We start from the raw sequence: 20,022 nt of genomic DNA, 5'->3' as shown, positions 1-20,022 counted from the left end.
TTTAGAGCTCCGGCACCGGCATTCCGGCCTGCGGAGCCGCCGCGAGCATTGTGCGGCCTAGCTTGGCCGGGTCCACCGACTCGCCGTCCACCCGCACCTCGAAGTGCAGGTGGGGCCCGGTGGCCCTGCCCGTACGACCCACTTCTGCAATTACCTGACCAGCCTTCACCGCCTGGCCCTCGGCCACGGAGTTCTGGCGGTTGTGCCCGTAGTAGGTGCGCACCCCGCCCTGGTGCTCCACCACCACCAGGTTGCCGTAGCCGCCCTGGCGGCCGGAGAAGGCCACCACGCCGTCGCGCACGGCCTTGACCGGCGTGCCCTCGGGCGCGGCGATGTCCGTGCCCGCGTGCCAGGCGCGCCGCCCGGTGAAGGGGTCCTTGCGCCAGCCGAATTCCGAGGTGACCTCTCCGGATACGGGTTCGGCCGAAGCGCCCTCGGCCACGTAGGCGGCCCCGGGCAGCCCGGCGCGCTGCGAGGGCAGCCCGTCCAGGCGCGTCCCCGGCGGAGGCGACATGGCCCCGGCCAGCGCCAGCGCCGTCGGCGCGGCCTTGGGGTTCACGGCGTCGGCCGCGAGCACCGTCTCCGGCCCCACGCCGAGCGCGCCCGCACCGGGCAGCGGCTTGAGCCCCCTGTCCCTGAGCCCCTTGGGCTGGACCTGGCGTCCGGGCAGGGCCAGGCCCTCCTGGGCGGACATGCGCAAGCCCCCTCCCTCGGTCTTGGGCTGGGCGGCCGCGCCCGCCTTGGTCCTGGCGGCCAGCTGGTCGCGCATGAAGGCCGCCAGGCCCATGCCGCCCTGCTTGGCCAGGGTCTTGGAGAGCTCCTCGTCGAACATGGAGACGTACTGCTCCTCGTACTTGCTGGTGAGCAGGCCGTCCTTGGGCACGGTCTTGCGCATCTCCTTGAGGAGCTGGGCGATGAACACGGACTCGAAGCCCTCGCAGGCCTCCTGGAGCTTCTTCTCCTCGCTGGGGCCGGGGCTCAGGCGCTTGTTCATGGACTGCGCGGAGAGCGTCTTGAGCGCGTCCTGGTCCATGCCCGCGGCCTGGGCCTTCTCGGGCGTGAGCGAATCGAGGATCTTGCCGAAGGCCTTGGGCGCGGGAACCGCGCCCTGCCCCGGGGAAGCCTGCGCCGCCAGGGCCTGGGTCCGGGACGCGCTCGAAGCGTCCCGGGCCAGCCCCGCGCGGGCGGCCGTGTCCGGGGCGGAGACCATCTAGATGACCTCCAGGTCGGCGTGCAGAGCGCCCGCGGACTTGAGCGTCTTGAGGATGCTTATGAGGTCGCGGGGGGTGGCCCGCAGGACGTTCAGGCCTTCCACCAGTTCCTGAAGGGTCGCTCCCTCCACCATGCGCAGCTGGCGGTTCTCCTCGTTGGCCCCGATGTTGGTCTGGGGCACGGCCACGGTCTCGGCGCCCACCGGCGCGAAGGGCAGCGGCTGGGAGACCTCGGCGGATTCCTGGATCACGATCTGGAGGTTGCCGTGGGTCACGGCGGAGCGCGTGAGCTTGGCGTTCAGGCCGACCACCACGGTGCCGGTCTTCTCGTCCACCACCACGCGGGCCTTGTTGTCCGGGGTGATCTCCAGGTTCTCGATGGTGGCCATGAGCGGCACCATGTTGCCCCTGTGCTGCTCGGGGATGTCCAGCTTGACCGTGGAGGCGTCCGTGGCCCGGGCGAAGCCGCCGCCCATGGCCTTGTTGATCACCTTCACGATGGACATGGAGGTGGTGAAGTCCGGGTAGCCCAGGTTGATGGTCAGGTCGCGCTGGCCGTTGAAGTCGAAGGGCACGGCGCGCTCCACGTTGGCCCCGCCCGGGATGGTGGCAACGGTGGTCACGTTCTTGGTGGCCGTGGCCGCCGCGCCCGAGGCCTGGAAGCCGCCCACGGCCACGGGCCCCTGGGCCAGGCCGTAGATCTCGCCGTCCACGCCCTTCATGGGCGTCATGAGGAGCACCCCGCCCAAGAGGCTGGTGGCGTCGCCCAGCGAGGACACGGTCACGTCCAGCTTGGTGCCGGGACGCGCCGTGGCGGGCATCTGCGCCGTGACCATGACCGCGGCCACGTTGGCCGGGCGCAGGGTCTTCTTGTCCACGCGCACGCCCATCTTGTCGAGCATGTTCCAGATGGACTGGATGGTGAAGTCCGAGCCGCGCTTGTCGCCCGTGCCGCCCAGGCCCACCACGAGGCCGTAGCCCACCAGCTGGTTGGTGCGCACTCCCGAGAAGGAGGCCACGTCCTTGATCCTGGCCGCCCGCCCCTCCCCCGGGACGAGGGCGGCCAGGACCAGGGCCGCCGACAGAATCGCTGTGACCATTCGCCTAGACATTGTCTTCGCTCCTGAAATTCGCGTCCCCTCCCCCGAGCGGACGCCCGCGCCTTGCCAAGCCCTTCCCATGCGGACCGGGAAAGCCGCGTTGAATGCCTTTCACAAGCCCTAGAAGGGCCAGATGTTGTCGAGAACCCGGGACAGCCAGCCGGGCTTCTGGCGGTCGGCCAGCACGCCCGTGCCGAACATGTCGATCTGGGCCTCGGCCAGGGCCGTGGAGGACACGGTGTTGTCCGGGCCCACGTCCATGGGCCGCAGGAGGCCGCGCACCACCATGATCTGCGTGTCGTCGTTGACGCGCACCTGGCGCGCGCCCTCCACCTGCATCACGCCGCCGGGCAGGATGTTCACCACGCGGCAGCCGATGGTGTAGGTCACGGTGGACTCGCGGCTGGTTTCGCCGTCGGAGTCGAACTGGTTGTCGCGGCTGGTCTTCACCAGGGGCTGGCCCGTGCCCACGCGGCCCTTCATGCCCGTGAACCCGCCCGGGTCGATGCCGATGGCCTGGAGCTGGCGCGAGCCCGGGTAGGGGTCGATGGTGTGGTTGTTGAAGTAGTTGTCCACCTGCATGTCCATGGTGTTGGAGCCGTTGGACTTGGTCTTGGACTTGTTCTTGGCGTTGGACTTCTCCACCACGTTGACCATCACGATGTCGCCGATGCGCCTGGCCCGGTTGTCCTCGTAAAGGTATTGAGGCTGCGCCGCCTGCGAGTAGAGCGAGCCCGGGTTGTTGGACGGGGTCGGCGCCTGGATCATGGGCGGGGTGAGCGTGGTCATGGGGCTCGGCTGCTTCTGCGCCGGAGGGGCGCAGGCGGTGCTCACGGCCGCCAGGGCCATTGCCGCCCACAGGGTGATGTTGCGTGTTTTCATGTCGCGCCTCCTGGCTTGCCCGGGCTTACCTGGCCAGGACGGTCTTCGCGTCCTGGACCACCGCGGCAAGCTCCCTTCCGCTTTGCATGTTGCGTACCGTTATCGTGGCGCCCTTGGCTCCGTCAGTGACGGCGGTCACGGGCATGACCAGCTGGATGCTCTTGCCCCGCCACAGGCAGGTGACCTGCTCGCCCTTCTGGATCACGGGCATGGGCTCGAGAAGCTCGTAGGTGAGCGGCGTGCCCTGGTTCACCGAGGACTTCACGCGCATGGGCACGGGGTCCTTGGGGTCCCAGGCCGCGCCGCGCGAAAGCGCCAGGTTGCGCCGCTCCCAGGCCACGTCCCCGGGGTCGATGGCCCCGGCGCGCCTGTTCAGGGGCTTGGCCGCCACGGGAATGACCTTCCAGACGTTGACGAAGGCGTTGGCCGCGATCTGCCTGAGCGCGCGCCCGTCCGGGCTCGAGACCGTCAGGCGCAGGTTCACCCGGCCCGGGGCCATCTCGCCCACTCCCTCGACGCTCAGGCGCTCAAGGTCCGGGTCGATGAAGAGCTGGTTGGGCAGGGTGATCTCCTTGACCTCGATCTCGCCGTCCAGGCCGGTCATGTTCGTCGTCAAATAGTCGACGATCATGCGGTCCACCTCGCTCACGGCCACGGGCTTGCCCCCGCCCTTCTTGAGCACCACCTGCTCGGGCACGGCGAAGTTGGCCTCGGAGTGGGGGAACAGGCGGTCCAGGTCGTCGAGTATCTTCTTGCGCGAAAGCGTGATCTGCCCCTCGCGGCCCGGGAAGGGCCAAAGCGGCGTGGAGGACAGGATGCGCCAGGTCTCGGGGTCCATCTGGCCCACGGGCTCGCCGATCTCGCCGAGCATCACGCGCTCGCCCGAGATCGCGGCCGCCGGGGCGATCTTGACGCGCCAGTCCTGGGGCGGGGCCCCGAAGGACGGCCCCGCGGCGAAAAAGGCCATCGCCGCGCAGACGGCGGCCAGGAAGTAGCCGAAGCGGCGCACGGGAAGTTCCTGACGGGACATGGGGGACTCCTGGGCTAACGCTTGATGTTCACCGCCGTCTGGAGCATGGCGTCGGCGGTGGTTATGGATTTGGAGTTGGCCTCGTAGGCCCTCTGGCCCACGATCAGCCCGACCATTTCGTCCACCATCTGGACGTTGGACATCTCCAGGAAGCCCTGCACCAGCGTGCCCGCGTTCTGGTCGCCGGGGGTGAGCTCCTGGGCCGCGCCCGAGGCCTCGGACACGGTGTAGACGTTTCTGCCCATGGCCGTGAGCCCGGCCGGGTTGATGAACGTGTAGAGCGGGATGTTGGAGGTGGCCAGGGTGTTGCCCTGGTTGTCCACCGCCGTGAGCACGCCGCGCTCGGTGATGACCACGTTCACGGCCTGCTGCGGGATGGTGATGGCCGGCTGGAGCGTGTAGCCGTTGGCGTTGACCATGGTGCCGTCCTGGTTCAGCTTGAAGGCCCCGGAGCGGGTGTACACGTCGTTGCCCGCCGGGTCCTGGAGCCTCAGGAAGCCCTGGCCGGAGATGGCCACGTCCAGCTGGTTGCCGGTGTTCTGGAAGTCTCCCTGCTGGAAGAACTTGTGCACCGTCGTGGGCCTGACGCCCATGCCCACCTGGAGCCCCGTGGGCAGCCGCGAGCCGCCCTCGTTCTGGCTTCCGGCGATGGCCAGGGTCTGGTACATCAGGTCCTCGAACTCGGCCCGGCTCTTCTTGAAGCCCAGCGTGTTCACGTTGGCCAGGTTGTTGGACATGGTGTCTATCTGGAGCTGCATGGCCACCATGCCCGTCGTGGCCGTGTAAAGCGCGCGCATCATGTGCCGTATCCTCCTGGAGCCGGGTTACCGGGTGTCGCCGACCTTGCTGACGGCGTCCCGGTCCATTTCCTGGGTGCTTGTGATGATCTTGGAATAGGCCTCGAAGGACCGCTGGGCCTCGATCATGCCCACCATCTCCGTGACCACTTCGACGTTGGGCTTCTCGAGGTATCCCTGGTTGACGGTGGTTTTCCCCGCCTCCACCGGCCTGGTCACCGGCTGGGTGCCGTTGGGGCCGGTGAAGAGCGACTGGCCGTACTTCTTGAGGAGCTTGGGGTCGGCCACGTCCACCACGTCCACGGCCCCCACGGGCTGGCCGTCCACGAGCACCTGGCCGTCGCCGATGATGGAGACCACCTGGCCCTCCGGGATGGTCACCGTGCCGGACTGGCCGAGCACGGGATAGCCCTGGTTGGTGACCAGCATGCCCTGGTTGTTGCGGTAGAACTGGCCGTTTCGCGTCAAGAACTGCCCCTCGGGCGTCTGGACGCGGAAGAAACCCGGGCCGGTGAGGGCCAAGTCGAAGGGGTTGCCGGTGGCGTGCACGCTGCCCTGGGTCATGTCCACGGTCTGCTCGGCCAGGCGCGGCTTGGCCACGACCATGGGCCTCGGCAGAAGCTGCTTCTGCTGCAGGTCGTTGCGGGCGTCCGGGGAGTAGTCGGTGGCCATCCGCTGGAACACGTCCTGGAAGGAGACCTTGTCGGCCTTGTACCCGGCGGTGTTCGCGTTCGCCAAATTATTGGCTATGAGGTTGAGGCGCGTTTCGTTGCTCAAGGCCCCGAACAGCGCGCTTATCGAACTTTGTTGCATGGCGGCGCACCTCCTCGGCCCGGAGAAAAGCAGGAAGCGTGCCAGCGGGAATGCGCCCGGATGGCGGGGATGGACTTGACGTGGTGAATTTATTTCACTAGATGTTTTGTCGTGTGGGAACCCTGAAGCGATTCGGCAAGATCCGCCTCGCGGTGTACGGCTGGGAGCATGGCAAGGTCCATTTCCTGTGAACGGCCCTGGCTTCGATTGCTCGGTCGACCTCGAAACGCTCGAAGTCCTGGCCGGGCACGCCCCGGCCAAGGCGCTGGCCCTGGCCCGGCAGTGGGCTTCCCAGAACCGGGAAGCTGTTGCCAAAACCTGGGAAGAGCTCAATAAATGACCCCCGACAAGTACCCTAAGATCAAAAGCGTCGAAGCCCTGCCGGGGCTCAGGCTGCGTTTGGATTTCGGGCGCGACGGGCTGCGCGAGGCGGACGTGGGCGCCTTCGCCGAGGGCAGGTGGGCGGCGCTTGCCGACCCGGACGTGTTCGGCGCGGCGCGCCTGGGCGAATACGGCGGCTCCGTCGAATGGCCCCCGCTCGGCCTGGAGGTCGGCGGGGACACCCTCTGGCGGCTTTGCCAGGAGCAACTCGGCTTGGCCTGGCCCTCGGAGGAGTTCGCGGCCTGGATGAAGCGCATGGGCCTCTCCCTGGCCTCGGCGGCCAAGGAACTGGGCGTGACGAGGCGCACGGTCATCAACTACAAGACCGGCTCGCGCATGATTCCGCGCATGGTCATGCTCGCCTGTCGCGCCTTGGAGATGGAGCGCGGCAAAATCCGCGCGGCCTGAAGCGCTCTTTTTTCCTCTCTTCCCCCTCGCCGACGGTCGAAAACTCTTGACAGCGACCCCGATCCGCATAATATGCCCATTTTGCGAGCGGGCGTAGCTCAGTTGGTAGAGTACGAGCTTCCCAAGCTTGGTGTCGCGAGTTCGAGTCTCGTCGCCCGCTCCAAAAAAATCCTCATGACGCCGGGGTTCGCCCTCCGGCGATTACAGGGGTGGGCCAATCGGTTCGGTCCACTTTTTTTTTGCTATGAACTCAGATTTCACAAAAGTGCTCGCCCGAATTCAGGAATTGGCCGCTCCCTACGTGGAAAGCCTCGGCCTCTCCCTGTGGGGCATCGAAATGGCCGGGGGCTCCGGACGCCCCACCCTGCGTGTCTTCATCGACGGAGAAAACGGGGTGGACGTGGAGGACTGCGCCCGCGTCAGCCGCCAGCTGGGGGCCGCCCTGGACGTGGAGGACCTGATCCACGGCGCCTACGAGCTGGAGGTCTCCTCCCCCGGGCTCGAGCGGCGCTTCTTCGAATTTTCCCAGCTCGCGCCCTACGCCGGCCGCGAGCTGGACGTGACCACAGCCCTGCCCATGGACGGCCGCAAGCGCTTCAAGGGAACGCTCGCCGCCCTGTCCGGGGAGAACCTGACCCTCGAATGCGAGGGCAAGGCCTTCGACATTCCCTGGAGCGACGTGTCCCGGGCCCGCCTGGTGCACACCTTCGAGACTCCCGAGGAGAGCAAGGCCAAGGCCAGGGGCAAGGGCAGGGGCGCAGGCCATTCAAAGGCAGACAAAGCCGCCGGGCCCGAAAAGGCCTAGGTCGGCAACCGGAGGACCCCCTATGGGCATGGAGCTTCGCAAGGCCATCGATCAAATCAGCAAGGACCGCGGCATCGACCGCGACCTGCTCATCGACACCCTCGAGGAGGCCGTGCGCTCCTCGGTCGCCCGCAAGTTCGGCGACCACATGGACATCGAAGTCAGCTACAACGACGAGGCCGGCGAGATCGAGGTCTTCCAGTTCAAGATCGTGGTGGACGAGGTGGAGGACCCCCTCTCCGAGATCACCCTCGAAGAGGCCCGCGAGGTGGACCCCAACGTCCAGATCGACGACGAGCTGGGCTTCAAGCTCAAGGTGGAGGACCTGGGACGCATCGCGGCCCAGTCCGCCAAGCAGGTGATCATCCAGCGCATGCGCGACGCGGAGCAGGAAATCATCTACGAGGAATACAAGGACCGCAAGGGCGAGATCGTCTCCGGCATCGTGCAGCGCCGCGACCGCGGCGGCTGGATCATCAACCTCGGCCGCACCGAGGCCATGCTGCCCAAGGAAGAGCAGATCCCCCGCGAGCGCTACAAGCGCGGCGACCGCGTCCAGGCCTACATCATCGAGGTCCTGCCCAGCGGACGCGGCCCCCAGATCATCGTCTCCCGCACGCACCCCGACTACATGGCCGCCCTGTTCAAACGCGAGGTGCCCGAGGTTTCCGACGCCACGGTGCGCATCCTGGGCGTGGCCCGCGACCCGGGCTCGCGCGCCAAGGTCGCCGTGTCCTCCAAGGACCGCGACGTGGATCCCGTGGGCGCTTGCGTGGGCGTGCGCGGCTCGCGCATCCAGAACATCGTGCAGGAGCTCCACGGCGAGCGCATCGACATCGTGGTCTGGCACCCCGAGATCGCCACCTACGCCGCCAACGCCCTGTCCCCGGCGCGCATCACGCGCATCATGGTGGACGAGGACGAGAAGACCCTCGAGGTCGTGGTGCCCGACGACCAGCTCACCCTGGCCATCGGCCGCAAGGGCCAGAACGTGAAGCTGGCCGCCAAGCTCCTGGGCTGGAAGATCGATATCTTCACCGACTCGCGCTACGCCGAGCTGAACGTGGCCCGCAAGGGCATGGAGCAGCTGGCTTCAGTGGCCGAGATGAACATGGACAACTTCCTCTCCGCCGGGTTCGACACCGTGAGCAAGCTGGCCGAAGCCACCGACGAGGAGCTCGACAGCATCGAGGGCATGACCCCGACCAAGCGCGACCACCTGCGCTCGGCCATCAGGCTGCTCCTGCCCGCGCCCAGGCCCGAGGAAGAGGAGCAGGAAGAGGCCGCCGAGGCCCCTGCCGGCGAGGATGAATCCGGGAACGCCGCGGAAGATGGCAGCACCGGAGAATAAGGACATACGGGAAGAGCCGCTGCGCAGCTGCGTGGTCTGCCGCAGGCGGCTCCCCAAGTTTGAGCTGGCCCGCCACGTGTGGCGGGGCGAATGGACGCCCGACGAGGCGTATATCCTGCCCGGAAGGGGCTACTATTGTTGCGCGGGGGAAGACTGCAAGGCCAGGTTCCCCAAACGCGCCGCCGCCGTGAGGAAAGGCAAGGGGGAAGGCAAACGTGACGAAACTTAGGGTCAGAGATCTCGCCAAAGAGCTGAGAGTCAGCAACAAGGACATCTACCAGGCCCTGCGGGAGCTGGACATCCGCGTGTCCAGCGACATGGCCACCCTGGAGGACGACCAGGTCTCCCAGGTGCGCGCCAAGATCAGGCACGGGCTCGCGAAGTCCGAGGTTGTCCAGAGCCAGTCGCAGCCCGGGGTCGTCGTCCGCCGCCGCCGCGCCAGCGCCCCCCACGCCGACGCAGAGCCCCAGCACGAGGAGCCCCCGGTGGAATCCGCTCCGGCCTCAGCCCCCGAGGCGCGCGAGGAGGAAGCCCAGGCCCCGGCCAAGGCCGCCCAGCCCAAGCCCAAGCGGCGCATCATCGAGACCCCGCCCGCCAGGATCATTTCGCATCCCGAACCCGAGCCGGAACCCGAACCCGAGGCCCGGGAACTCCCCGTGGTCCACGAGCACGAGTTCACGGCCACGGCCGGGGAAGAGACCGCCGAAGCCCCCGCGCGCGAGCCCGAGGCCACGGCCGGGGAAACCCAGGCCGCCCAGCCCGAGCAGGAAGCCCCGGCCGGTGAGACCCAGGCCGCTTCCGCCGGCGAGGCCCAGCCCGGGGCCGAAGCCCAGGCCCCCCAGGCTGAGGGCGGCGAGCCCGAGAAGCGGGTCAAGAAGCCCAAGCGCGAGGTGCCCATCGGCCCGCAGGTGCGCATCATTTCCATGCCCGACCCCCGCCAGGCCGCGCCCGCGCGTCCCGCGGCCCCAACCGGGCAGCGTCCCGCCGGCCCGGGCGGCCCCCGCCCCGGCGGACCCGGCGGCCCCCGTCCCGGAGGCCCGGGCGGACCGCGCCCCGGAGGGCCCGGCGGCCCCCGCCCCGGCGGACCCGGCGGACCGCGCCCCGGCGCGCCCGGCTTCGACGCCAAGGCCCCTGCCCCCACGGAAACCGACGACCGCAAGCGCCGCAAGGACAAGCGCGTGGTCGAGTTCGGCGGCGCGTCCGCTTCCGATGACGGCGACAGGCGTGGCGGCAAGAAGCGCGTGGGCGAGATCCAGGACCGCACCGGACGCGGCGGCAAGCATCCCAAGAAGAAGAAGGGCGTGGACCAGGTGGCCCAGATCATGGCCGCCCAGGCCCAGGCCCAGCCGCAGAAGGCCATCAAGCGCAAGATCAGGATGGAGGACGCCATCCGCGTCTCCGAGATGGCGCGCCAGATGAACCTCAAGGCGCAGGACCTGATGAAGGTGCTTCTGTCCATGGGCATGATGGCCACCATCAACCAGTCCCTGGACTACGAGACCGCCGTGCTGGTGGCCGCGGAATTCGCCTACGAGGTGGAGAAGGTCGGCTTCGACGAGGACCAGTTCCTGGTCACCGAGGCCGCCGACACCCCCGAGTCGCTCAAGCCGCGCCCGCCCGTGGTGACCATCATGGGCCACGTCGACCACGGCAAGACCTCGCTCCTGGACGCCATCCGCTCCACCAACGTGGTGCTCGGCGAGGCCGGCGGCATCACGCAGCACATCGGCGCCTACCACGTCACCACCCCGCGCGGGGACGTGGTCTTCCTGGACACCCCCGGCCACGAGGCCTTCACGGCCATGCGCGCACGCGGGGCCAAGGTCACGGACATCGTGGTCCTGGTGGTGGCCGCCGACGACGGCGTCATGGACCAGACCCGCGAGGCCATCAACCACTCCAAGGCCGCCGGCGTGCCCATCGTGGTGGCCGTGAACAAGATGGACAAGGCCGGGGCCGACCCGGACCGCGTCAAGCGCGAGCTGGCCGAGCAGGGCCTCGTGCCCGAGGAATGGGGCGGCGAGACCATCTACGGCTACGTGTCCGCCAAGCAGCGCATGGGCCTGGACGGGCTCTTGGAGATGATCCTCCTGCAGGCCGAGGTGCTCGACCTCAAGGCCAACCCGGACAAGCGCGCCAAGGGCCACATCATCGAGGCCAAGCTGGACAAGGGGCGCGGCCCCGTGGCCACGGTGCTCATCGAGGAGGGCACGCTCTCCCAGGGCGACGCTTTCGTGTGCGGCCTGTTCTCGGGGCGCGTGCGGGCCATGTTCGACGACCAGGGCCGCAAGATCAAGGACGCCGGACCTGCCATGCCCGTGGAGGTGCAGGGCTTCGAGGGCGTGCCCGAGGCGGGCGAGACCTTCAGCTGCGTCGAGGACGAGAAGGTCGCGCGCCGCATCGCCGAGACCCGCCTGGCCAAGCAGCGCGAGCGCGAGTTGGGCAAGGCCACCAAGCTCACCCTGGAGACCTTCCTGGCCTCGCGCGGCGAAGCCGAGGCCCAGGAGCTCAAGCTGGTGCTCAAGGCCGACGTGCAGGGCTCGCTCGAGGCCATCACCGAGGCCATGCTCAAGCTCTCGGGCGAGAAGGTCAAGGTGCGCATCATCCACTCCGGCACCGGCGCCATCACCGAATCCGACGTGATCCTGGCCAGCGCCTCCGAGGCCATCGTCATCGGCTTCAACGTGCGCCCCTCGGTGAAGGTCAAGGAAGTGGCCGAGCGCGAGAGCGTGGACCTCAGGTTCTACGACATCATCTACAAGCTGGTGGACGAGATCAGGGCGGCCATGTCCGGCATGCTCGCCCCCGTGCTCAAGGAGCAGTACCTGGGCCAGGCCGAGGTGCGCCAGACCTTCAGCGTGCCCAAGATCGGCATGGTGGCCGGCTGCGGCGTGCTGGACGGCAAGATCACCCGCAACTCCCAGATCAGGCTCCTGCGCGACGGCGTGGTGGTCTACACGGGCAAGCTCGCCAGCCTCAAGCGCTTCAAGGACGACGTCAAGGAAGTGACCAAGGGCTACGAGTGCGGCATGGGCCTGGAGAACTTCAACGACGTGAAGGTCGGCGACGTTATCGAGGCCTTCGAGACCGTTGAAGAGAAGGACACCCTGGACTAACGCTTCACGGGCCGGGCCGGGCTCCCTCGCGGACCCCGGCCCGGCCTTTTTCCCATCCGCTCCCCTGGCGGTCCTATGGTAATAGGCGTCCTCACCCTGGAATTCCGCCTTCACGGCAACGACTCGCTCAAGGGCAAGCGCTCCGTGGCGCAACGGCTGAAGATGAAGCTGCGCAACAAGTTCAACGTGGCCGTGAGCGAGATCGCCCACCACGACGTGCTGGATTCCCTGGCCCTCGGGGTGGTCACGGTGAGCCCGGACGGCAGGCACGCGCGCGGCCTTCTGCAGAAGGCGCTGAATATGGTGGTTGCCGCCGACGAGGCGGAGCTTATATATGACGACATCGAACTGATCGGGCAGTGACCCCGCAGGACATCCATGACTACCAAAGAAGGCCCTTCCCGCCGCTCCATCCGCATGGCCGACCAGATCATGCGCGAACTGGCCCTGATGCTCTCCGAGGAGATCCAGGACCCGCGCCTGGAACTCGTGACCATAAGCGGCGTGCGCCTGAACCCCGACCTTTCCGTGGCCACCGTGCTCTACACCCTGCACGGCGACGATGCCCGCCTGAAGGCAGCCGCCGACGGGCTGAACCAGGCCAAGGGCTTCCTGCGCTCGCTCCTCGGGCGCAGGCTCAAGAGCAAGTTCGTGCCCGAGCTGCGCTTCAAGCTCGACGAGTTTCTGGAAACCATGGTCTATGGCCAGCACCATGAATGAGGTCGCCCGCGCCCTGAAGGATGGGCGGAGCTTCCTGGTGGCCTCCCACGTGAGCCCGGACGGCGACGCCATCGGGGCCATGTCCGCCATGGGCCACCTGCTCGGTGCGCTGGGCAAGAAGGCCGTGCTCTACAACGCCTCCGGCCTGCCCGACCACCTTTCCTGGCTCGCCCTGCCCTCCCCGGTGCTCACCGAACTGCCCGAGGGCGGCTTCGACACCATCGTGGCCCTGGACTGCGGCGACCCGCGCCGGGGCGGCAAGGCCCTGCAGGAGGCCATGGAGAAGCACCCCACCGTGGTGGTGGACCACCACCTGGACAACCCCCGGTGGGGCGCGGCCAACTGGGTGGACACGGGCTACAGCTCCACCTGCGAGATGGTGGCCGCCCTGGCGGGCGAACTCGACGTGGAGCTCACGGGTCCGCTCGGCGAGTCGGTCTACGTGGGCGTGGTCACGGACACGGGCAGCTTTTCCTTCGAGAATTCGAGCCCCCGGGCCATGGAGCTGGCCGCGCGGATCATCCGCCTGGGCCTCTCCCCGGCGCGCGTCAACGAGCTGATCCAGAACCAGTGGTCGCTACCGCGCTTTCGGCTCTGGGGCGAGGTGCTGGGCTCGCTGGCCATGCATTTCGATGGACAGCTGGGCGTGATCCGCATTACCAGGGAGCAGTTGGACCGGCTCGGGGCCACTGCCGCCGACACCGACGGGCTGACCAACTTCGTCCTGCGCATCAAGGGCTGCAAGGCGGCCATGTCGCTGCGCGAGGACGCCCAAGGGGATTTGAAGCTCTCCCTGCGCTCGGTCTCGGACGTGAACATCCAGACCGTGGCCGCCGCGCTCGGCGGCGGCGGGCACAAGTGCGCGGCCGGGGCCAACCTGCACGGGTCCTTCGACGAGGTCGAGCCCGGGATCGTTGAGTCCCTGGGCAAGGTCCTGAAAGGGCCTCGCGGGGCGTAGGCTGCACGTGCGAGACAAGGCGAACCGCCACCCGCAGCCGCAGCAGCACGGCGTCCTGGTGCTTGGCAAACCCAAGGGCCCGACGTCCGCCGACTGCCTGAACGACATCAAGTTCCAGTTGGGCCAGCGCAAGATCGGCCACGCGGGCACCCTGGACCCCATGGCCACGGGCGTGCTCGTGGTGGTGCTCGGCGAGGCCACCAAACTGGCGGGATACTTGACCGAGGGCCAAAAGACATATACGGGCCGCCTGCGGATAGGACAAAACACCGACACCTTCGACGCCGAAGGCCGGGTGACGTCCGAAGCCGCCTGGGAGCACCTCTCCCCTGAAACGGTGGAAGAAGCCGTGCGTTCCTGGACGGAAATGACCACCCAGGAGATACCGCCCTACTCCGCCGTGAAGGTGAACGGGCAGCCCCTGTACAAGAAGGCCCGCCGGGGCGAGGACGTTCCGGTGGTGGTCAAGCCGATAAAAGTTTTCGAGGCGGAAGCGACGCTCACCGAGCTTCCGCACGTGAATTTCCGGGTGAGGGTGAGCTGCGGCGCCTACGTGCGCTCCCTGGTCCACAGCCTGGGGAAGCGACTTGGGTGCGGAGCCCACCTTACCGAACTCACCCGGGAGATGAGCCATCCATTCGGGCTCGAACAGGCCGTCGCGCTGAGCGACATCCTGGCCGAACCGGAGAGGCTGGCCGAACGGGTGATCCCCCTGGCGGACGCCCTGCCCCACTGGCCCAGGCTTACCCTCACGGAAGCCCAGGCCAAGATGGCGCGGGACGGCAAACGCATTCCGCTGGGCGATCTCCCCGGTCCGGACACGCGGGTTCTGCTCGCGGACACGGACGGCAGGCCCCTGGCCCTGGCCGAACCCCAGGACCTGGATGGCGCGAGGCGCTGGGTCGTGCTGCGCGGTCTCAACCCCGCGTGAACGGCCCCCGGGCGATCGTGCCCCCGCAAGATAAAACGGAGGATACCGCTGTGGTCATGACCGCTGACGACAAGTTCAAGATCATCGACGAGTACAAGACCCACGAGGGAGACACCGGCTCCCCCGAGGTCCAGGTGGCGCTGCTCACCAACCGCATCAACTACCTTACCGATCACTTCAAGGTCCACTCGAAGGATTTCCATTCGCGCACGGGCCTGCTCAAGCTGGTCGGCCAGCGCCGCAAGCTGCTCAACTACCTGAAGAACAAGGACATCAACCGCTACCGCACGCTCATCGCCAAGCTGGGCATCCGCAAGTAGTTCCGACCCGGCCGGTCAGGACGAGTCCTGGCCGGCCGGTTTCGCATCAAAGGCGCTTCTTCCCCTGGCGGCGCGCGCCAAGTCGTGTTATCTGCCGCCAAGCCCTCCTGGGCGCGGAGAAAAATAAGCCTTCCGTGACCGCCGGACCCCGCTCCCGCGCCGTCCGGCCAGGACCCGGCCGACCCGAACGTTATCCGCGCGCCAGCGCCCGGGAATTCGATTTCCCGGCCCCTGCCGCGCTTGTCACGTTTCGGGAAGGCCTCACGAAAACCACAACAAAGAGGTCAACTCATGGGTCTTCTCGACAAAGCCATCAGGCTTGAACGCACCATCGGACAAAATCCCATCATCATGGAAACCGGCCGCATGGCCAACCAGGCCGACGGCTCGGTGTGGATGCAGTGCGGCGGCACCGTGGTGCTCGTCACCGTCTGCTCCCAGACGCTCGAATTCGACAAGGGCTTCTTCCCCCTGACCGTCGAATACCAGGAAAAGCTCTACGCCGCGGGCCGCATCCCCGGCTCCTACTTCCGCCGCGAGGTGGGCCGCCCCTCCGAGCGCGAGGTCACCGTGGCCCGCCTGATCGACCGCCCGCACCGCCCGCTGTTCCCCAAGGGCTACCGCGACGAGGTGCAGATCATCGCCACCGTGCTCTCCGCCGACGGCTACAACGACCCCGACGTGCTCGCGGTCAACGGCGCCTCCGCCGCCCTGCACATTTCCAGCGTGCCCTTCCTGGGCCCCATCGCCGCCGGGCGCGTGGGCTACATGGACGGCCAGTTCGTGCTCAACCCGCCCTACCAGGTCACCGCCGACCAGACCGACCTGAACATCTTCTTCGCCGCCAGCCGCGACGCCGTGGTCATGGTGGAGGGCGGAGGCAACTTCGTCTCCGAGGAGCTCATCGCCGAGGCCCTGGAGTGGGGCCACAAGCAGGTGATGCCGCTCATCGACCTCCAGGAGGAGCTGCGCGAGAAGGCCGGCAAGGCCAAGCAGGTCTTCACCGCCCCGGTTGAGAACGCCGAGCTCAAGGCCCTGGTGGAGAAGACCGTGGAGGCCGAGCTGTCCCAGGCCCTTTCCATCCGCGAGAAGATGGAGCGCCGCGCCGCCCGCAAGGCCCTGAAGTCCAAGGTGGTGGAAGCCGTGAAGGCCGCCCATCCCGAGGAAGGCTCCCTGGTGGGCAAGGCCGCCGAGATGCTCGAGGGCATGGAGAAGAAGTTCATGCGCTCCCGCATCAAGGAAACCGGCGTGCGCATCGACGGCCGCGACACCAGGACCGTGCGCCCCATCGAGATCGAGGTCTCCATGCTGCAGCGCACCCACGGCTCCTGCCTGTTCGCCCGCGGCGAGACCAAGGCCCTGTGCGTGGCCACCCTGGGCTCCACCGGCGACGAACAGCGCATCGAGACGCTGGCGGGCGAGTCCTCCAAGCGCTTCATGCTGCACTACAACTTCCCGCCCTACTGCGTGGGCGAGGTGAAGCCCCTGCGCGGCCCCTCGCGCCGCGAGATCGGCCACGGCGCGCTGGCCGAGCGCTCCATCGCCCCGGTGCTCCCGGCGGCGGGCGAGTTCCCCTTCACCCTGCGCATCATCTCCGAGGTGATGGAGTCCAACGGCTCCTCCTCCATGGCCACCGTGTGCGGCGGCTCCCTGGCGCTGATGGACGCGGGCGTGCCCATCAAGGCCCCCGTGGCCGGCGTGGCCATGGGCCTGATCAAGGAAGATGACGACTACATCGTGCTCACCGACATCCTCGGCGACGAGGACGCCATGGGCGACATGGACTTCAAGGTCGCCGGCACCGCCGAGGGCGTCACCGGCATCCAGATGGACATCAAGATCACCGGCATCCCCCAGGAAGTGATGCGCAAGGCCCTGGAGCAGGCCCGCGAGGCCAGGATGCACATCCTGGGCAAGATGAACGACACCCTCTCCGCCCCGCGCACCGAGCTCTCGCCCTACGCGCCGCAGCTCACCGTGGTGGAGATCAACCCCGAGAAGATCCGCGAGGTGATCGGACCCGGAGGCAAGACCATCAAGGCCATCACCGGCTCCACCGGCGCCTCCATCGACATCGACGACTCCGGCAAGATCTCCATCTTCGCCCCCACCCAGGAGGCCATGGAGCGCGCCAAGGAGATGGTGCTCTTCTACGACCAGAAGGCCGACGTGGGCCGCAACTACGCGGGCAAGGTCAAGAAGATCATCGACTGCGGCGCCATCGTGGAGATCCTGCCCGGGCTCGAAGGCCTGGTGCACGTCTCCCAGCTGGACATCGCCCGCGTCGAGAACGTCACCGACGTCGTGGCCATGGGCCAGGACCTGGAAGTGAAGGTCATCGCCGTTGAGCCCAACGGCCGCGTGCGCCTGTCGCGCAAGGCCGTGCTGCTCGAGGAGCAGGGCGAGACCATTGATCTCAACGACTTCGCGGCCCCCTCCTCCCGCCCGCGCGGCGACCGCCCCGGCGGCGACAGGCGCGGCGGCGACCGTGGCGGACGCGGCGGCGACCGCGGCGGACGCCGCAGGGACTAGCCTGCGAAAGCGCGACGCTTGAAATCGAGAGGGGGCTTCGGCCCCCTCTCTTTTTGACGGAGACGCGAAGTATTCGAAGCGGGGCCCTTCCCGCGTCCCGCCATGCGGCGCGCCCCCAGGCCGCTCGTCCTGGAAAGCGCCGTCACGCGCTTGTAATATTGCGTCAATACTGTAGCCTGCGCCGGATCGCCACGGCATGGCTCGAGCCGCCTTCATCCCGATCCGCAAGGAGTGCCTGGATGCTTCTCAAGGACAAGACCCTCATCATCTCCGGGGCGTCGATGGGCGTAGGCCGCGCCCTGGCCGAGGCCCTGGCCGTGCTGGGCGCGAAGCTCGTGCTCAACGCGCGCGGCCTGGAACCCCTGGAGCAGGCCTGGCACGCCTGCGACATGGTGGGCGCTCAGGCCGTGGCCGTGCCCGGGGACGTCTCGCACACGTCCGTGGCGCGCTCGCTTCTCAAGGCCGCGCGCAACCTGGGCGACTTCGTCGGGTTCGTGCACTGCGCCTCGGTCCTGCGCCCCGGCCCCCTGGTCTGGGAGCACCACGAGGCGGACTTCGACGAGATATTCGATTCCAACGTCAAGGGCGCGTGGCAGCTGGCCCGCCACTGCGTGCCGGAGCTCGCGCCCCAAGGGCGCGGCCTGGCCGTGCTGGTGGGCTCGGGAGCCGCCGGGATCGTGCAGCGCGGCATCGGGCTCTACTGCGCGGCCAAGGCCGCCGAGGAGCACCTGTGCAGGCAGCTGGCCAACGAGGCCCCCTGGCTCACCAGCTTCGTCTACCGGCCGGGGCTCGTGGACACGCGCATGCAGGAGCAGGCGCGCAACGCCGTGGGCGGCGGGGGCGAATCCCTGCGCGCGCTCTACAGGCCCTGGATGGAGCGCGGCAAGCTGATCATGCCCGAGGTCTCGGCCATGGGCCTTTTGCGCCTGCTCATGGGCGACTGGGCCGGGCTCTCCGGCAGGACCATCGACGTGCGCGACCAGTAGCCCCGGACCGGTTTCAGGCCAACGAAGACGCCCCTTGCGGAAGAACTCCGCAAGGGGCGTTTGTTTCGCTCTGGCTACCGCCTGTCAAATGTCGATGGTCTCGGGGGCCTGCTCCTCCCGGCCGGCTGGGCTGCCTCCCTGGACCGGGGCGGCCTGAGCCGGGGGCGTCGAGAGCCTGGGGGGCTCCGGGGCCATGGCGGCCCGCGCCGGGCGTCCGGGCCCGCCGGGCGCGGCGTAGTCCCCGCCCGAGGCGATGGGCAGGGTGACCGCCTGCGCGGCCTCGTCAGTGCGCACCAGCAGGCGCACCGACTTTATTCCCTGCCCTGCGGGCAGGAGCAGGTAGCCGCTTCGCGTGGTGCCCGGGGTTATGGGGTCCTCGTTCCAGGCGTTGGCCGCGAGGTCCGCGCGGATGGTCTCCAGTTCGGCCTTGGAGAATCCCGATTCGCTCAGGGCGGCACCAGCGAGCGCCCCGGCCGCTCCGCCCCCTGCGGCCCCCACCCAGGCGTAGCCCAAGTCCTGCCTGCCGGTGAGCAGGACGGCCGCCACACCCGCCCCGGCCCCGAGGGCCGCGCCCACGCCCGCCCCCACGGCCGCGCCCTTGGCCGTGTTCGCGGCCTTGCGCGAAAGTGTCCTGGTGGCGGCCAGGGGCATGGCCTCCTCGGGTGTGTAGGCCAGGAACTCGGCGGCCTCGCCCAGGCCGCGCACGTCCTCCAGGATCACCTGGGGCTGGCCCGGCCCGGTTTTTTTGAACACCAGCAGCACGGGCAAAAGCGTGGTGGTGGAATAGTCCACCCCGGCGGGGCCTTCGGTGGTGCGCACCAGGGCCGCCTCCCAGCCCTGGCCTGCGGCCGCCTGGGGGAACCCGGCCGGGTCCAGGGCGCGCTTGGCGTGGCCAACGCCCGGCGGCGCGGCGGAACAGGCGGCGAGCAGGGCGCACAAGGCCAGGACCGCCAGCGCGGGCAGGGCCTCGCGGACAACGACAGGACACGCGTAACGCTTGTTGCGGCCCATGACTACTCCTTGTTCGATTGTTCTATTGACAGAACCTAATCAAATCAAGGATCGCGCGCAACTCCGATCTCGCCTGCTCGAACTGATCCGGGTGGGCAGCCACCATGAAATTGTAATAATGCTTCTGACCGTCATAGCACTGCCAGATCATCCGCTGGTGGGAGCCGCCCCCTCCGCTGGCCGTCTCCGTCACCTCCCAGCCGATGACGCCGCACTTCTTCTTGGGGTCGCCCTGGTCGCGGCGCTTGGCCTCGGAGTACTTGCCGGTCTTGACTTCCTGCTGGGCCTGCTTGAGCGAGGCCGCCACCGAGGCCGGGCTCGGGAAGTCCGGGGCCATGGCGGTGTAGTGGTACTGGAAGCTCCAGGTGGTCCCGGGCTTCATGAACACGGGGCTGTTGCCCGTGGGCTGCCCGCTCTCGAGCCTCCAGCCCGCCGGGAGAGTATAGGAGAAGCCCCTCTCGGCGTTGGTGAAATTCTGGGCCGTGGCGAAGCCCTTGCCCCCGGTCTTCTCGTCGGCCACGTTGCTCGCGCCGGACTTGCCGCCCTTGGTGGCGTCGATTCCCTTCTGGATGAAGCCGAACTGGGCCTGGGCCACGGTGGAAACGACGAACAGCACGGCCAGGGCGGCCAATCCTCTCAGCAGCAGGCGCATGGTTGCCTCCGGGTGGGT

Annotated in this window: 21 protein-coding genes and 1 tRNA gene; 14 read left to right on the top strand and 8 right to left on the bottom strand. The window is 68.3% G+C overall.

From position 1 onward, the window contains the following. Nucleotide 1: 1 nt before the first annotated feature. From ACZ5V4_RS15695 to flgF, 6 genes are all read right to left on the bottom strand, one after another. Complete coding sequence (locus ACZ5V4_RS15695) at nucleotides 2-1,210, bottom strand: peptidoglycan DD-metalloendopeptidase family protein (RefSeq protein WP_464315812.1); 1,209 nt, start codon at nucleotides 1,208-1,210, stop codon at nucleotides 2-4. Next, entirely contained in the window at nucleotides 1,211-2,323 is a 1,113-nt protein-coding gene (locus ACZ5V4_RS15690; RefSeq protein ID WP_464315811.1) for a flagellar basal body P-ring protein FlgI, read from the bottom strand. A gap of 108 nt (nucleotides 2,324-2,431) precedes the next feature. Further along, entirely contained in the window at nucleotides 2,432-3,193 is a 762-nt protein-coding gene (locus ACZ5V4_RS15685; RefSeq protein ID WP_464315810.1) for a flagellar basal body L-ring protein FlgH, read from the bottom strand. Nucleotides 3,194-3,218: 25 nt separating this feature from the next. Continuing rightward, the gene (flgA, locus tag ACZ5V4_RS15680; RefSeq protein WP_464315809.1) at nucleotides 3,219-4,223 is read right to left on the bottom strand and encodes a flagellar basal body P-ring formation chaperone FlgA; all 1,005 of its coding nucleotides are present in this window, start codon (nucleotides 4,221-4,223) and stop codon (nucleotides 3,219-3,221) included. 14 nt (nucleotides 4,224-4,237) lie between these two features. Beyond that, nucleotides 4,238-5,023: a flagellar basal-body rod protein FlgG gene (flgG, locus tag ACZ5V4_RS15675; protein WP_464315808.1), complete on the bottom strand. Its 786-nt coding sequence runs from the start codon at nucleotides 5,021-5,023 to the stop codon at nucleotides 4,238-4,240. Nucleotides 5,024-5,047: 24 nt separating this feature from the next. Continuing rightward, nucleotides 5,048-5,833, bottom strand: coding sequence for a flagellar basal-body rod protein FlgF (gene flgF / locus ACZ5V4_RS15670; protein WP_464315807.1), 786 nt, complete (start codon nucleotides 5,831-5,833; stop codon nucleotides 5,048-5,050). A gap of 187 nt (nucleotides 5,834-6,020) precedes the next feature. Between flgF and ACZ5V4_RS15665 the strand changes: the two genes are divergently transcribed. The 14 genes from ACZ5V4_RS15665 (at nucleotide 6,021) to ACZ5V4_RS15600 (ending at nucleotide 18,341) form a co-directional block, all read left to right on the top strand. Further along, nucleotides 6,021-6,173, top strand: coding sequence for a DUF4160 domain-containing protein (locus ACZ5V4_RS15665; protein WP_464315806.1), 153 nt, complete (start codon nucleotides 6,021-6,023; stop codon nucleotides 6,171-6,173). After that, complete coding sequence (locus tag ACZ5V4_RS15660; RefSeq protein ID WP_464315805.1) at nucleotides 6,170-6,622, top strand: hypothetical protein; 453 nt, start codon at nucleotides 6,170-6,172, stop codon at nucleotides 6,620-6,622. Before ACZ5V4_RS15665 ends, ACZ5V4_RS15660 begins: the two co-directional genes overlap by 4 nt. A gap of 87 nt (nucleotides 6,623-6,709) precedes the next feature. Further along, nucleotides 6,710-6,785 (top strand) — tRNA-Gly (locus ACZ5V4_RS15655). A gap of 138 nt (nucleotides 6,786-6,923) precedes the next feature. Next, nucleotides 6,924-7,427 (top strand): ribosome maturation factor RimP, encoded by a 504-nt coding sequence (locus tag ACZ5V4_RS15650; protein WP_464315804.1) that lies wholly within the window; start codon nucleotides 6,924-6,926, stop codon nucleotides 7,425-7,427. Between the two features lie 22 nt (nucleotides 7,428-7,449). Continuing rightward, nucleotides 7,450-8,778, top strand: a complete 1,329-nt coding sequence (nusA, locus tag ACZ5V4_RS15645; protein ID WP_464315803.1) for a transcription termination factor NusA — start codon at nucleotides 7,450-7,452, stop codon at nucleotides 8,776-8,778. Beyond that, complete coding sequence (locus ACZ5V4_RS15640) at nucleotides 8,735-9,007, top strand: DUF448 domain-containing protein (RefSeq protein ID WP_464315802.1); 273 nt, start codon at nucleotides 8,735-8,737, stop codon at nucleotides 9,005-9,007. Before nusA ends, ACZ5V4_RS15640 begins: the two co-directional genes overlap by 44 nt. Beyond that, nucleotides 8,994-11,894, top strand: a complete 2,901-nt coding sequence (infB, locus tag ACZ5V4_RS15635) for a translation initiation factor IF-2 (RefSeq protein ID WP_464315801.1) — start codon at nucleotides 8,994-8,996, stop codon at nucleotides 11,892-11,894. Before ACZ5V4_RS15640 ends, infB begins: the two co-directional genes overlap by 14 nt. A gap of 75 nt (nucleotides 11,895-11,969) precedes the next feature. Continuing rightward, nucleotides 11,970-12,257, top strand: a complete 288-nt coding sequence (locus ACZ5V4_RS15630) for a DUF503 domain-containing protein (RefSeq protein WP_464315800.1) — start codon at nucleotides 11,970-11,972, stop codon at nucleotides 12,255-12,257. Nucleotides 12,258-12,272: 15 nt separating this feature from the next. After that, the gene (rbfA, locus tag ACZ5V4_RS15625; RefSeq protein ID WP_464315799.1) at nucleotides 12,273-12,614 is read left to right on the top strand and encodes a 30S ribosome-binding factor RbfA; all 342 of its coding nucleotides are present in this window, start codon (nucleotides 12,273-12,275) and stop codon (nucleotides 12,612-12,614) included. Next, nucleotides 12,607-13,572, top strand: a complete 966-nt coding sequence (locus ACZ5V4_RS15620) for a DHH family phosphoesterase (protein ID WP_464315798.1) — start codon at nucleotides 12,607-12,609, stop codon at nucleotides 13,570-13,572. The genes rbfA and ACZ5V4_RS15620 overlap by 8 nt, the downstream gene beginning before the upstream one ends. 7 nt (nucleotides 13,573-13,579) lie before the next feature. Beyond that, nucleotides 13,580-14,503 carry a tRNA pseudouridine(55) synthase TruB gene (truB, locus tag ACZ5V4_RS15615; RefSeq protein WP_464315797.1) on the top strand — a complete coding sequence of 308 codons (924 nt, stop codon included), beginning with the start codon at nucleotides 13,580-13,582 and terminating at the stop codon, nucleotides 14,501-14,503. A gap of 50 nt (nucleotides 14,504-14,553) precedes the next feature. Then, nucleotides 14,554-14,823, top strand: coding sequence for a 30S ribosomal protein S15 (gene rpsO / locus ACZ5V4_RS15610; RefSeq protein ID WP_464315796.1), 270 nt, complete (start codon nucleotides 14,554-14,556; stop codon nucleotides 14,821-14,823). 291 nt (nucleotides 14,824-15,114) lie between these two features. Continuing rightward, a complete protein-coding gene (gene pnp / locus ACZ5V4_RS15605) occupies nucleotides 15,115-17,355 on the top strand; it encodes a polyribonucleotide nucleotidyltransferase (protein WP_464315795.1) in 2,241 nt (746 codons plus the stop codon). A 239-nt stretch (nucleotides 17,356-17,594) separates the two neighbouring features. Continuing rightward, entirely contained in the window at nucleotides 17,595-18,341 is a 747-nt protein-coding gene (locus ACZ5V4_RS15600) for an SDR family NAD(P)-dependent oxidoreductase (RefSeq protein ID WP_464315794.1), read from the top strand. An 84-nt stretch (nucleotides 18,342-18,425) separates the two neighbouring features. Here the strand turns inward: ACZ5V4_RS15600 and ACZ5V4_RS15595 are convergent, their stop codons facing one another. Then, nucleotides 18,426-19,352 carry a hypothetical protein gene (locus tag ACZ5V4_RS15595; protein WP_464315793.1) on the bottom strand — a complete coding sequence of 309 codons (927 nt, stop codon included), beginning with the start codon at nucleotides 19,350-19,352 and terminating at the stop codon, nucleotides 18,426-18,428. A 22-nt stretch (nucleotides 19,353-19,374) separates the two neighbouring features. Continuing rightward, nucleotides 19,375-20,004 (bottom strand): hypothetical protein, encoded by a 630-nt coding sequence (locus tag ACZ5V4_RS15590; RefSeq protein ID WP_464315792.1) that lies wholly within the window; start codon nucleotides 20,002-20,004, stop codon nucleotides 19,375-19,377. Between the last annotated feature and the right edge of the window lie 18 nt (nucleotides 20,005-20,022).

Source organism: Fundidesulfovibrio sp. YSD1, assembly GCF_055397115.1.
This window is presented reverse-complemented; position numbering and strand designations above follow the sequence as displayed.